The organism is Streptomyces sp. NBC_00009 (genome assembly GCF_045040855.1).
GTDB classification, from domain to species: Bacteria; Actinomycetota; Actinomycetes; order Streptomycetales; family Streptomycetaceae; genus Streptomyces; species Streptomyces aureus.
On record NZ_CP108312.1, the window covers coordinates 4,503,079 to 4,516,497 of the forward strand.

General features: G+C 71.7%; 9 protein-coding genes, 1 tRNA gene and 3 pseudogenes. 5 read left to right on the top strand and 8 right to left on the bottom strand.

Going from position 1 to position 13,419, the window contains the following annotated elements; translation table 11 throughout:
- Positions 1–91: 91 nt before the first annotated feature.
- From OHA58_RS20420 to OHA58_RS20430, 3 genes are read right to left on the bottom strand one after another with little or no spacing between them, the layout of a single operon-like run.
- Complete coding sequence (locus OHA58_RS20420) at positions 92–1,408, bottom strand: extracellular solute-binding protein (RefSeq protein WP_405480455.1); 1,317 nt, start codon at positions 1,406–1,408, stop codon at positions 92–94.
- Complete coding sequence (locus OHA58_RS20425; protein WP_405485066.1) at positions 1,405–2,619, bottom strand: hypothetical protein; 1,215 nt, start codon at positions 2,617–2,619, stop codon at positions 1,405–1,407. The genes OHA58_RS20420 and OHA58_RS20425 overlap by 4 nt, the downstream gene beginning before the upstream one ends.
- Before the next feature lie 5 nt (positions 2,620–2,624).
- Positions 2,625–4,907, bottom strand: a complete 2,283-nt coding sequence (locus OHA58_RS20430; protein WP_405480456.1) for a tetratricopeptide repeat protein — start codon at positions 4,905–4,907, stop codon at positions 2,625–2,627.
- Between the two features lie 127 nt (positions 4,908–5,034).
- On the opposite strand from OHA58_RS20430, the gene OHA58_RS20435 reads away from it, so the two are divergent.
- The gene (locus OHA58_RS20435; RefSeq protein WP_405480457.1) at positions 5,035–6,288 is read left to right on the top strand and encodes a globin domain-containing protein; all 1,254 of its coding nucleotides are present in this window, start codon (positions 5,035–5,037) and stop codon (positions 6,286–6,288) included.
- An 86-nt stretch (positions 6,289–6,374) separates the two neighbouring features.
- Here the strand turns inward: OHA58_RS20435 and OHA58_RS20440 are convergent, their stop codons facing one another.
- Positions 6,375–7,547, bottom strand: coding sequence for a sulfite oxidase (locus OHA58_RS20440; RefSeq protein WP_405480459.1), 1,173 nt, complete (start codon positions 7,545–7,547; stop codon positions 6,375–6,377).
- Between the two features lie 206 nt (positions 7,548–7,753).
- On the opposite strand from OHA58_RS20440, the gene OHA58_RS20445 reads away from it, so the two are divergent.
- Entirely contained in the window at positions 7,754–9,184 is a 1,431-nt protein-coding gene (locus OHA58_RS20445; RefSeq protein ID WP_405480461.1) for an FAD-binding oxidoreductase, read from the top strand.
- 99 nt (positions 9,185–9,283) lie between these two features.
- Here the strand turns inward: OHA58_RS20445 and OHA58_RS20450 are convergent, their stop codons facing one another.
- Entirely contained in the window at positions 9,284–9,508 is a 225-nt protein-coding gene (locus tag OHA58_RS20450) for a GNAT family N-acetyltransferase (RefSeq protein ID WP_405480462.1), read from the bottom strand.
- 109 nt (positions 9,509–9,617) lie between these two features.
- Positions 9,618–10,562 (bottom strand): S1 family peptidase, encoded by a 945-nt coding sequence (locus tag OHA58_RS20455; protein WP_405480463.1) that lies wholly within the window; start codon positions 10,560–10,562, stop codon positions 9,618–9,620.
- 152 nt (positions 10,563–10,714) lie between these two features.
- Between OHA58_RS20455 and OHA58_RS20460 the strand changes: the two are divergent.
- Both OHA58_RS20460 and OHA58_RS20465 read left to right on the top strand, forming a co-directional pair.
- Positions 10,715–10,920, top strand: a pseudogene (locus OHA58_RS20460) (hypothetical protein); the annotation flags it as partial.
- Positions 10,921–11,605: 685 nt separating this feature from the next.
- Entirely contained in the window at positions 11,606–12,076 is a 471-nt protein-coding gene (locus OHA58_RS20465) for a hypothetical protein (protein ID WP_405480464.1), read from the top strand.
- A 631-nt stretch (positions 12,077–12,707) separates the two neighbouring features.
- Here OHA58_RS20465 and OHA58_RS20470 read toward each other — a convergent pair.
- Positions 12,708–13,013 (bottom strand): annotated as a pseudogene (locus tag OHA58_RS20470) (NUDIX hydrolase); the annotation flags it as partial.
- Between the two features lie 32 nt (positions 13,014–13,045).
- Between OHA58_RS20470 and OHA58_RS20475 the strand changes: the two are divergent.
- Positions 13,046–13,225 (top strand): annotated as a pseudogene (locus OHA58_RS20475) (site-specific integrase); the annotation flags it as partial.
- A gap of 71 nt (positions 13,226–13,296) precedes the next feature.
- Here OHA58_RS20475 and OHA58_RS20480 read toward each other — a convergent pair.
- Positions 13,297–13,369 (bottom strand) — tRNA-Arg (locus OHA58_RS20480).
- Between the last annotated feature and the right edge of the window lie 50 nt (positions 13,370–13,419).

Sequence of the window (13,419 nt, forward strand, 5' to 3'; positions counted from 1 at the left end):
TCGGAAAGACGCTAGCCGTGGCCCGAGAGTTGGTTGACGCGCCCCTGATGTTTGCCGCAAATCTACGCAGGGCCGCCGGAGTCCGACTCCTCTAGCCGCCCGGCGACGCGCAGATGTCGTCCGGCGCGTGCACCTGTCCCGACCGGCCCGACGGCGTTCCGGCGATCTGGCTGCGGACGGTCTCCAGCTGCCCGAGGAGCGTGTCGAGCGTCCCCGTCCGCGGGTCCTGGAAGTACGTCAGGACGGCCCGGTAGAACGCGTCGCGCAGCACGGGCGGCATGACGTCCGACGCGTCGAAGCACAGGGTGTCCGCGTCGCGGGTCAGATACGAGGCGACGGCCCGGCCGGTCGGGTCGTCCGGCTGGGGGTCGGTCGTGTCGGGGAAGAAGGGCCGCAAGTGCGCGTCCGTGGACCGTGACCAGGTCCTGCGGCCGTCCTCGCTGGTCAGGAGCGTCACGAGGTCCTGTGCCGCCGGGTTGTCGGTGAGCACGGCGGCCATGTCGCCCGACACCTCGTACGTGTCCTTGTACGCGGCCTGCCCGTGCAGGAACCGGGCGGCCGGCTCCACGCGCAGGGTGTTGTCGCCCATCGCGCCGGGGTAGAGGGAGCGGATGAAGGAGCCCTGGTGTTCGTGGGTGCAGCCCGGGAGGGAGCCGCCGAGGAGCCCGCGCTTGGGGTCCTTCGGGTGCTTGGGGTCGGGTGTGCCCTCGAACGACATGGTCAGGGAGCGTTCGACGGACTTCGGTGACCGTGGGCCGAGGATCTTGGACCAGGTCGTGAACGCGCGGCGCACGGCCGGGTCGTGCTTCCAGTCGAGGCGGCCGGTGGCCCACCGCGTGTACGTGTCGGGGCCCGCCTGGTGGAGGAGGATGTCCTCGATCCAGTCGGTGCCGGGCCATCCGGAGGTGGCCTGCGCGGCCATGCCCACGCACCAGTCGGGCGCCGTGGTCCCGGTGGCGCGCTTGCTCCACACCACGCTCTTGAGGTTGACCCGCAGCGGCACCCAGTAGGTGCGGTGCCTGCCGTCGAGCGTGAGGGTGGGGGACCAGGGCGGATAGCCGCGTTCGGCGGCCTGTGGGGACAGCGGTTCGAGTTTGCCGTCGGCCGCGTACTCGGTCAGCTCGCCGATGCTGTTGAGGATCGCGACGTCGGGCGGGGCACCGGCCTCCAACTGCGCGACGAGGGTCTCGCGCAGGGAGCGGGTGCCCTTGTAGACGTAGTGGTGACCGCTGCGGTGCGACAGTCGGGCGAGGGCGTCCTCGAACGCGGCGCCCTCGGGTCCGGTCCACGGCCCGAGCACGACGACGGTCCGGTGCGCGTCGCCGCCCGCGCAGCCGCCGGTGAGCGCGGCGAGGGCGAGCAGGCAGGCGGCGAGCGCGAGCCGGAGCACCCTGGTCCGGCGCCTCATACGGCGGTTCCCGGGCGCCCCACGAGCAGATACTCGCGCCGGTAGGCGTGGAGGGTGACGCCGGTGACGGCGGCGACGAGCAGGCCGGCGGGCGCCACCCAGGGGGCCACCCCGTCGACGGCGGCGAGCCGGCCGTCGTCCAGGACGTCGTCCATCGAATCGGCGAGTGTGACGACGGCGGTGTCACCGGGCGGGTCGATGCGGCGCTCCTCGACGGCGACCTCGGTGGCCGGCGAGGTCACCGCGTACAGGCTGCGGGCGATCGGCACGGTGTCCTCCTGGGCGGCGTACGCGTACAGCCCGTCGAGCGCGATCGCGGGCACGGCGAGCAGGGGCAGCGCGACGGCGAGGAGCGGCACGCTGGCCGAGATGCGGAAGCGGGCCCGCAGGAAGCGCAGGGTGCGCCACAGGCCGGCGATCAGCAGCACGAACGCGGCGGCCGACACGGCGGCGGCGGTTACGGCGGCGGGGCCGAGCGCGGCGCGCGCCTCCAAGCGGTCGCGCAGGGCGCGTTCGAGGTCCGAGATGCGGTCGACGACGGTCGTCGCCTCGCTGCCGGTGACGGGTGCGCAGCGGGGGTAGGTGGCGTAGCGGTCGGTGGCGGGTTCGTAGGGATCGCCGGGATCGGGTGAGCAGAGCATGCTCTGGGCGTAGGAGAGTCCGGCCTTGCGCAGGGACTCGTCGGAGACGTTCGTCTGGGCCCAGGCGATCCAGCGCTCGTAGCCGTCGACGAGGCCGGAGACGACGTCGAGTTCCTGGCGCTCGGCCGCGGCCAGGGCGCCGCTGCGCGCGACCTGGCTGAGGTCCTGGGCGGCGCCGGTGATCCGGGAGCCGTAACGGGGGGTGAGTCCGCTCAGCTCGACGGCGTCCCCGGCGTCGAGGCTCACCTCGGCCTCCCGCTGGGCGATCCGCAGCGAGATCCGCGCGTCGGCCAGGTCGCGCAGCGCGGGCGCGATGTGGGTGCGGATCTCGGCGGAGTCGTCGCGCAGGGACGTGGCGGTGAAGCCGAGTCCGGCGAAGGCGACGGCGGCGAGGAGGGGGAGGGCGACGAGCCGGTCGTGGAGGTAGGCGCGGTTGCGGGGCGGGCCCGGCCGGTCCGTGGCCCGCACCGGCGGGGCCCACGCGTACCGCCACAGCAGGCGCGCGCCCTTGAGCGCGGCGCCCGCGAAACGCTTCGCCGACGCCCCTGCTCGCCGGGCCGGCCCCCACATGGGGGTCACCGGTCCGCCGCCGGTCGCCGTCCGGTGGGCCAGGGCCGCAGGAAGGGCGGCCGGGACCGGTCCCGGCGGTGCCACAGTTCGAGGGGCCTGACCAAGTAGGCGCGGTCCAGGAGGCGTTCGGCGACGGCTGCGGCGTGCGGGCTGTCGGAGCGGGCGGCCTGCCGGGCGAGCGCCCGGTAGAACTGCGAGAGCTGACGCCTCAACTTGATGTCCCCGTCCGGGAATTCGAGCCGTCCGCCCGCGTCCCGCGCGTCCTGGTCGCGCCGGGCCGCCGCCTCCGAGAGCCGCCCGAGTGCCTCCGCCCCCACCTTGCCGTCCGCCACGAGGCGCTGCGCGGCCTCCCACACCTCGGCCTTCATCCGTACGCGGGCCTGTTCGTCGGTGAGCCCGTGCTCGTTGAAGAGGCGGGCGAGCCGGGTGAGCGCGGTGCGCAGCCCGTCGGCCGTCGTCGCGTACTCGACGGCGACGCGTACCGTCGCGGTGCGCGCGCCGGTGCGGTGGCGTGAGTGCTGCGGCACCGCGTCGAGCGCCTCGATGGCGTACGTGTCGGGGGTGGCGCCCCCGAGCGCGAGGCGGGCCCGTGCCGCGCCGAACGCCGCGCTGCCGAGCGAGGGGTTGCGCAGCCGTACGGCCTCGTAGAAGGTCAGCGCCTCGTGCCAGTGGCCGAGCCGCTCGGCGCAGTGGCCGAGGGCGAGCTTGGGCGCGTACTCGCCGGGGATGGCGCCGTAGACCTGGTCGAAGTAGTCGCGCGCGGACGCCACGTCGCCGGCGGCGAGGTCGAGGAGGCCGCGGTGCCAGTCGATGCGCCAGTCGTGCCGGGACAGTTCGTGCCCGATGCCGTCGACCGCGCCGCGCAGCTCCTCGGCGGCGGACTCCAGGTCCGGCCGTTCGCCTTCTGCCCGTTCGGCCCGTACGGCTACGCGCAGCCGGAGCCTGCACCGCAGGAGCCGCACCTCGGGGGAGTCCCGCCAGTCGCCGGTGTGCTGGAGGAGCGCGGCGGGGTCGGCGTCGGCGAGGCGGCTGAGGCCGTCGTGGTGGGCGTCGTGCGGGTCGGGGCGGGGTACGGGCAGGCGGGCCGCGACATCGGCGGCGGACGGCGGCTCGTGCAGCGGGGCGGGCGGGACGCCCCCGGCGGGAGTCGCCCACCGGGGCAGGACCGGCGCGACCCCGAGCGCTCCGTCCAGGGCGTACGGCGACTGCATGAAGAGCGGCGACGGCTCGAACGTCTCCTGCCCGGTCCGCAGTGACCTCAACTCCCGGAAGACACCGCGCAGTTGGTCCGCCATCTCGTCCGCGTCCGCGTACCGCTCGGCCGGTTCGGGGCGGGTGGCGCGACGCAGGGCGCGGGCCAGCGAGACGAGGCCGAGGCCTTCCGGGGCCGGGGTCGTGGTCAGCGCGGCGGCCTGCGCCGTCACCGGGTCGCCGTCGTGCATCCGGTCCAGGGCGCCGAGTTCGGCCAGCGAGTGGGGTCCGAAGCCGAGTCCGCTCAGCGTGCGCAGCGTCTCGCCCAGGCTGAACAGGTCGTCGCGCGGGGCGGACGCGCCGGCCAGGGCGGGCGGGGCGAGCGGTACGTTCGGCGCGCGGAAGCCCTCGGTGGTCAGACCGGGCGCGCCCTCCTCGCGGATGGACCCCACGTCGATGACCTTGGTGGTGGCGCCGTCGTGCATCACGTTCTGCGGCTTCAGGTCGCCGTACACCTTGCGGGGGCCGGGCCGCGCGTGCAGATGATCGAGCGCGGACAGGACGCGCAGCCCGTACGCGAGCACGAACTCGTGGAAGCGGGCGCCGCCGAACCGGTCCGGGTCGTGCCGGGCCAGCGCGCGGATCTCGTCGAGATTGAGCCCGTCCACGTACGGCAGGACGAGGAAGGGGCCGACGCGGGCGTGGCGGCCGTAGTTGAAGACGGGGATGATCCCCTCGTGGTGGAGGTCGGCGAACGCCTGCCGTTCGTCCTCCAAGGAGCCGAGGCGCGGGGCGAGTTGTTCCGGCCGCAGGGTCTTCACGGCGACCTCGCGGTCGTCGACCTTCTTGTCGAGCGCGAGATATACGTCGCCCATGCCGCCGCGCCCCAGACGCCGTACGACCTGGTACTGCCCGGCCAGTAACTCGCCCTGTTCCAGGGCGGCTTCGCCGGGACCCTCGGCCCGGCCCCGGTCGTCGCGCGGCCTGACCTCGGGCAGCGCCGTCGGATCGGGCCCCTCGTCGGGCAGCGTGACCCATGCGTCCCGAGGCCCGTCCGGAGGCGGCATGACGAACAGCGGACCCGAGGACGCCGTCATCGGCCGCCCCTGAATTCTCCGGTTGCTCCCGCGTCCCCCTGCATGCTGCCTCAGGATAGGGGCGCGGCGTCCGGATGGCGCCCGTGTGTATGCCTCCGACCTGATCGTGGAATGGAGGCCCCGGCCAGTGACGACGAGAACCGGCGCGAGACCGTACGCCGCCCTCAACCCTGCCCTGATCCGCTCCAGCCTCGCCGTCGCGGAACGCCGCGCTGAGGCGCTGACCATGTACTTCTACGCCCATCTGTTCAAGCACAACCCCGGTGTGCGGGCCATGTTCCCCGAGCGGATGGAGGAACAGCGCGACCGCCTCTTCGCCGCCCTGACCACGGCGATCCTGAACCTGGAGGACACCGACGCCCTCGTCGGCCACCTGCACACCCTCGGCTTCGACCACCGGAAGTTCGGGGCCCGCACCGAGCACTACCCGGCCGTCGGGCGCAGCCTGATAGCGGCCCTGAAGTTCTTCTCGGGCAGCGCCTGGACGCCCAAGACGGAGGCCGCCTGGCGCGCGGCGTACGAACTCATCTCCAAAATCATGATCGCCGGAGCGGAGTCCGTGCCGGAGTCGGAACCGGCATGGTGGGACGCGGAGGTGCTCCGCCACGAGCGCCGCGCCGAGGACATCGCCGTCCTCACCGTGCGCCCGGACCGGCCGTATCCCTTCGTTCCGGGCCAGTACGCGACGCTGACGGCCCCCGAGGCGCCGCAGGTCTGGCGCCCGTACTCGATCGCGAACGCCCCGCGCGCCGACGGCACCCTCGACTTCCACATACGCCGCGTCGACGGCGGCCTCCTGAGCAGCGCCCTCGTCGACGCGGTCGCCCCCGGCGGTTCCGTCCGTCTCGGCCCGCCCCTCGGTACGACGACACTCCCCAAGGCCCCGGAGGGGGAGCTGCTCTTCGTCGCCGGGGGGACGGGCTGGGCGCAGATCAAGGCGCTGATCGAGGAGTTCGCCGTCCGTCGCGGCTCCGCGACCGCCACGCTGCTCATCGGCGCCCGCACGGAAGACGACGTGTACGACCTCGGCGTCCTGGAACTCCTCGGCGACGCGCACCCGTGGCTGCGCGTCGTCGGCGCGCTGCCCGCGCGCGACAGTCCTCCGCACGACGCGGACGCGACGCTCCTACGGGAGCTGACCCGGTACGCCACCGCGCAGAGCCTGCGCCACGCACCCGCCGAGTGGCCGCACGTGTACGTCAGCGGACCCCCGGTCATGGTCGAGACGGTGGAGACTCAACTGGCCATGCTGCACCGCTTACCGCCCGACCGCGTGCACCACGACCCGCTGGTCCACCACGACACGGGGGACCGTCCGGAGACAGCGGCGGAGTGGTTCCTGATGAAGCGCCAGGTTCCTTGGATCCGGCCTCGTCCGTGACGGCCTCGTCCGTGACGGCTCCGGCGGTGACGGCTCCGTCCGTCACGGCCCCGGCGGTGACGGTACTGGCGTGACCGGACCGGCCGTCAGAGGCAGTGGACGGGGATGCGCTGGACGAGGTTGTTGGCGAAGCCGCCGCGGTTCCATGGCTGGGTGAGCGGCTGGGTGCGGCCGGTGGCGTCGGTGGCGCGGGCGCCGAGGACGTGGGTGCCGGGCGAGGCGGTCCACGGGGCGTGCCAGTGGCGCCAGGCCGCCGCGTGCCCGTCCGACGGGTCGCTGTCCGACGGGTCTCCGTCCGACGGGTCGCTGTCCGCCGGGTCCAGCGTGGCGTCGCTCCACGTGGCGCCGTCATCCGTGGTCACGTCGACCCTGGTCACGGGGCCGTGCCCGGACCAGGCCCGGCCTTCGAGGAGTACGGGCCCGGGGCGGACCACGCGGGCCCGCGACATGAAGTCGGGGAACCCGGGCGGGATCATCAGGGCGCGCGGCAGGATCCGGGTGACGGGCTCGCCGGGATCGTCGGCGCCCCAGCGGAAGCGGTAGGCGACGGCCTGCTGGAACCCGTCGAAGGGGGCGTCGACGAGCGTGATCCCGCGCAGCCACTTCACATGCGCCATGCCGTACCAGCCGGGGACGACGAGCCGCAGCGGGTAGCCGTGCTGCGGGGGCAGGGGCGCGCCGTTCATCGCGTACGCGACGAGGACGTCACCCGAGGCCACCGCGACGGGCAGGCTGCGCCGGTAGTCCTGCTCGACGCCGCGCTCGACCCCGTGGTCGGCGCCGGTGAAGACGGCCTCGACGGCGCCGTCGTCCACCCCGGCCTCGTCGAGGAGTACGCGCAGCGGCACGCCGGTCCAGTCCGCGGTGCCGACCGCCTCGACCAGCCAGGGCTGGCTGACCGGCCGGGGCGTGAGCAGGGCGCGCCCGTTGCCCGCGCACTCCATGGTGACGCGGCGGGTGACGGCGGGCAGGGACCGCAGGGCCGCAAGGTCGAGGGTCAGCGGCGTCCTGACCAGGCCGTCGATCGTGAGCTGCCAGTCGTCGGCGCTCGCGTCCGGGATGTCGTAGTGGACGAGGACGTAGTGCAGGCCGGGCGGGGTGACGTCGTAGCGGAGAGCTTCGAGGGGGAGGCCGTGATTACGCGCGGCGAGCGCGAGTTCGTCTGGGGTGATGCCTTCGCCGGGGGCGGCGAGCCGCCCGGGACGACTGACGCCACCGAGACCGTCGGGTCCGTTCCTGACTTGGTCCGCTCCGTCCATGTCTTCATGGTGCTCCGCGATTGCGGGGCCTGCCGGGCGGGCGGATCCTTGAAGTGTCAGCCGGCGCTCGATGAGGTGTGTCGGTGGCTGACGGGGGTGCCCGCACGCCGGCGCACGAACCGCTCACCGACGGCCGCCGAGAGGCGGGAAGACGGGACGGGGGGACAGCGGTCCGCCCAGCGATGCGTCCCGTCGAGGAGAGCGCCATGGATGACACCGACACCACAGCCACGGTTCCTGCCGGCACAGACATCGTCGGTCTGATGCGAACCGAGCTGCGTGGCCCGGTCATTGCGCGGGGCGACGCGGAGTACGACGACGCCCGCAAGATCTACAACGCGATGATCGACCGGCAGCCGGCCGCGATGGTGCGCTGCTCGGACGCGGCGGACGTCATGACGGCGGTCGACTTCATCCGCGACCACGGACTGGAGCTCGCCGTCCGGGGCGGCGGCCACAGCGGCGGCGGCCTGTGCCTCGTCGACGACGCGATCACGATCGACCTGTCACCGATGCGCTGGGTGCGCGTGGACCCCGCGCAGAAGACGGCGTGGGTGGGCGGTGGCAGCCAACTCGGTGACCTGGACCACGCGGCGCACGCGTTCGGCCTGGCGATACCCGCCGGAATCATGTCGACGACCGGCATCGCGGGCCTGACCCTCGGCGGCGGTCACGGCTACCTGACGCGCAAGTACGGCCTGACGATCGACAGCCTCCTGAGCGTGGACATGGTTCTCGCGGACGGCAGCTTCGTGACGGCCAGCGAGACCGAACACTCCGATCTGTTCTGGGCGTTGAGGGGCGGCGGCGGAAACTTTGGCATCGTCACCGCGTTCAAGTTCCAGCTGCACCCGGTGCACACGGTGGGCGTCGCGCTGACGCTCTGGCCGGTCGAGAAGACGCGTGAAGTCCTGGAGTGGTACCGCGAGTTCCTGCCACAGGCACCGGACGACCTGAACGGCTTCTTCGCCGCGCTGACCGTGCCGCCGGGACCGCCCTTCCCCGAGGAGATTCACGGCCGGAAGATGTGCGGGGTGGTGTGGTGCTGGACGGGAGACCTGGCCCGCACGGACGAGGCGATCGCGGCGGCGGCGGAAGCGGGCCCGCCCGCCTTCCAGTTCACGGCACCGATGCCGTACCCGGCGCTGCAGTCCATGTTCGACGAGCTGCTCCCCAAGGGCCTGCAGTGGTACTGGCGCGGTGACTTCTTCGACCGCATCACGGACGAGGCGATCGACGTACACGTCAAATTCGCCGAGAACCTCCCCACGCCGCTGTCGACGATGCACCTCTACCCGGTGAACGCGGCCGCGTCCCGCGTCTCCGAGGACGCGACGGCCTGGGGCTACCGGGAAGCGGTCTGGTCGGGCGTCATCGCGGGCATCGACCCGGACCCGGCGAACGCGGAGGCGGTCAAGCAGTGGGCGAGGGCGTACTGGCACGACCTGCACCCGTACTCGATGGGCGGCGCCTACGTGAACTTCATCGGCGAGGACGAACACCAGGACCGCGTCCAGGCGACGTACCGCCACAACTACGACCGCCTGGCGGAGGTCAAACGCAAGTACGACCCGAACAACCTGTTCCACGCCAACCAGAACATCGAGCCGGCGGCGGCGACGGGGGAGGCGGCGTAGGACGCACGGGGCCGCGCATCATCAGAGTTTCGTCGGCATTGCAGCGTGTGCCGCGACGGTTGGACGTCCTGACCGCGTGAAGCGGGGCCGGGCGCCCCGTCACCGGTGACGCTGGGCGAATTCCCGGTCGAGCATGCCCAGCAGGACGAGATCGTGGTGGCGGCCGCCGTGGAACACGTGATCGCGCAGCCGCCCCTCCTCGACGAACCCGAGCCGGTACTGGAGGGCGAGCGAGGCCTCGTTGTGCGCGAAGACGCGGGCCTCACCCTTGTGGAGGCGCCGCTCGTCGAACATGTAGCGCAGCAGCATTATGGCCGGGGCCATGTGGCGGTGCCAGCCTGGATAGCGGCGGCCCTGGTAGTCGTCCGAACCACATGACTGCGGCGGAGCCTGGTGCGTGGACCCATCCGCGTACCAGGCCCCGCCGCATCACTCAGTACACGCTGAGGCCGGACGCGTTGAGCGCCTCGGTGACCGGCTGATAGAAGGTCGTGCCGGCCCTGCTGCCGCAGCCGATGTTGCTGTTCGCGCCGCCGGAGGTCAGGCCCAGCGCCTGGGTGCCGGCGTACAGCGGCCCGCCGCTGTCGCCGGGGGCGGCGCAGATGTTGGCGCGGATCAGGCCGGTCACGGGGCCTTCGCCGTAGTTGACGGTCCAGTTGACGCCGTTGATGCGGCCGCAGCGCGTGCCGCTGGTGGAGCCGCGGCGGCAGGCCGCCTGGCCGACGCGTGCGGTGCCGGCGCCGGTGATGTCCTGCCCGTCGACCGTGCCGGGCGGAACGGGGTCGTCGCTGTCGTAGCGCACGGCACCGAAGTCGTCGCCGGGGTAGCTGGTGCCGGCGGTCGTGCCGATGTGCGTGGCGTGGGAGGGGTCCGCGTACCAGTCGACGGCGCCGTTGGTGCAGTGGCCGGCGGTGAGGAAGTAGTAGTGGCCGTCGCTGTCGCGGGTGTTGAAACCGAGTGAGCACCGAAAGCCGCCGACGGCGTCGCTGCTGTAGACGGCGTCTCCGCCGGAGAGGTACTTCATGAGCTTGCCGGGCAGGCGCTCCAAGCGCAGCGCGCCGGAGTCGGCGCCGGCCCGCTTCCTGATGGCGTTGAGCGTGTCCGTGGACACGGTGGTGTCGGCTGCGAGCACCACCCGGTTGGACGCGGTGTCCACGGTCCAGGCGGTGCCGGCCACATCGGCGCCCGCGACGGCCTTCTCGACGGCGGCGAGCTGCTTGGTGCTGTAGGTGGTGCTCGGGGTGGGGTCGCCGGGGTCTGCCTGGGCCGCGGTCCCAGCCAGGGCCGTCGCCGCGACGGCGGCGAGCCCGGACGCCAGGGCGACCAGGCGAATTCTTCGTCTCGCGCCGCCGCGAGGTGTCGGGCGTCCTGTGCTCATGCATGCCTCCGGAAATGGGTCGGGCCGCACACGCCATCAGCGGCAGCGGCCTTGAGGTGATCCCCTTTTCCGAACGCTAGAGTCGCCCTGGGGTCCGGGCACGCCGGGCACCGCGTACGGGTGAGGGACTCGGCCTGGTCCCGCCGAGAGTGCTCCGCGTCATCCGGCTGCACGACGCCCGGCACGGTACGGCCACCCTGTTCACCGCGGCTGGTGAGGCGCCCGGCGTCGTGATGGAGATCCTCGGCACAGCCAGATCAGCATCACCACGGACGTGTACACACACGTCGTCCAGGACACGCAGCGCGAAGCGATCAGCCACATGGACCGGCTGCTCAACAGGCGTCCCCAGCCGTGAGTGACCGCCGCCGTTGATGTCAGAAGCAGATGTCAAAGGCCACCTACCAAGATCGGTGGGTGGCCTTTCCGCTGGTGCCCCCGGCAGGATTCGAACCTGCGACACCCGCTTCAGGAGCGAGGTTGGGCAGATGCTCGGGTGACCAGTGGCTTTGCTGTCTCGGGCGCGTCTGGCGCTGAGTGCCGTGCCGTACCGCGGTTCCCCGTGAGACCCCGTCCGTTCTGGCACGAGAGTGGCACGGCCCGCGGAACGTGCCACAGCCCCTCGACGCGAACTACGGGCGGGCGGTTGTTGAGGTCTGCTCGGCTGATGGGCCGGTCGCTGGTAGCTGGTGACATTCAGCTGCGGTCGTGGTGATTGCTGTACTCGCAGCTGTACGGCGTTGCCCTGTTGCTGGTCCCTGCCCCGACACGCTCGCGGGCACCGGCTTCTGCGTCACGTCGCGGTCTCGCTGCTCAACTGCCGTGGACTACCGGACATTCCACCGCGAGTGGCGTCCTACTTATGCGAAGAGATCGACGTCGACTATGGGCTGATCGACTGTAGATTTCGTGTTTGTCGTTGATTATCTTGCATGTCCGATATGGCCGATAGAGAGTGACGTGGCCATCAAGGCGTACGCCTTGATAGCGCCGGCCAGAGCAGGTCTCCGGCAACATGTTCCCTGCACGGAAGGAAGATTCGCGTGCGCATTCGTACCACCCTCGCGACGACCGCGGCGGCCCTGGCGATCGCCGTGGCCCCGGCCTTCGCCGCCAGCCCGCACTTCATCAACGTCTCGGCAACGGGACCGAACGCCCAAGGCCAGCTCACCGTCAGCTTCAAGGAGGCCGGGCTCGGCAACAACCTGAGGATCGACTACCAGGCCGACGCGCAGGCAACGGCCACCTACCAATGCTTCAACAGGGGCGGCCACAACCCCTCGGCCGGGAACAAGACAACCGTCCTCGAGAACGTCTCGGCCACGGGTACGTTCAACTCCGGCAGGAACGGATCCATCACCGCTTCGCTCACGATCGATCCGCCCGGCCCTGGCCGCTTCTCCTGCCCCCCTGGCCAGCGACTGGTGGGGCCGACCGACGTGAGCTACACGGACGTGTCCATCACCGACATCACCAACGGCATTACAGAGCCCATCCCGGGAACGTTCTCCTGACGCGACTTACCGCGCCTGGACCGTGATCCCCGTCATCCAGGCGATCGGCCGTCATTTCGCGGAACGATCCATCGGGGGCCCGTAAGTTTGTCGCGACTCGGGCAGTCTGTGGACCTACCCACAGGAGCCCGAAGCGGGCCCCCGATCTCCAAGGCTCGCCCCAAGAGGGCTGCGTAAAGCCGTGGAGCCGACCGCCCCAACGACGACGCCACCTGTTCAGCAACCATCTGGCTTGCTGCTGGCGCGCGGCCGGCGGCCGGGCCAGAGCGGGGCGGAGACAGGAGCGCGGTCCGAGCCGTCGGGCCGCGCGCGCCGCGCCTTGATCATCGGCGACCTTCCAGAATGCCCAGCTGTGATGGCGCAACGTCGCTGATCACGGGCGCGCTCCCGGAGACCACGCCGACCGACATCGACAAGCGGGTCCAGGTCCGGGTCCGCCGCCAGGAGTGCATCGCGGCCCCGGACAACCCGCGGAGCCGATCGCCCCAGCCACAGAGGGTTTCCCTCCTCCGCCCGCAGCACGCAGCCGGGCGCGGCCAGCCGGGGCGGAGACAGGAGGCAGGCCGCGCCGCAGAGGCGGCGCGCGCCCGCGCCGTGCGCGGGGCTTGATGAAGTAGGGAAAGTTCTGTCGCGCGGGCGTCAGGCGCTTGCCGTCATGGCTCCGCACATGCGGGCCCGCCCCATCAACGGCATCCAGGAGCCGGATCGCGTAGACCTCGGCCATCCGCTCGGAGACCTCTTCGGGCGTGAGCCAGTCGACCGCTGTCGATTCGCTGGATGTGCGCTCGGTGCCCCCGGAGGGCTTGCAGCGGAAGACCAGCGCCACGATGCCCCGGGTCGTGTTCTTGTAGACCCCGGTGAGCTCGTCCACCTCGACATGGATGCCCGTTTCTTCCCAGACTTCGCGTCGGACGCCAGCCTCGGGGGTCTCGTCGAGAGCCTCGGGGGTCTCGTCGAGTTCGAGCACGCGGCACAGCCACTCTTCTCACTGCTGCCGGAGTCGCGCCCCGCGTCGTGATGGAGATCCTCGGGCACTCTCAGATCAGCATCACCATGGACGTCTATACGCATGTCGTGCAGGACACCCAGCGCGAGGCCATGAGCCACATGGACCGGCTCCTCAGGAAGAGGCGCCCCGGCCGTCAGTGACCGCCCCCGTTGATGTCAGACGTAGATGTCAAAGGCCCCGGACCATGATCGGTCCGGGGCCTTTGCGTCGGTGCCCCCGGCAGGATTCGAACCTGCGACACCCGCTTTAGGAGAGCGGTGCTCTATCCCCTGAGCTACGAAGGCGTGCGACCACTGACAGGGTAGCGGATGCGATCGTCGGGGCTCGCTTGTGT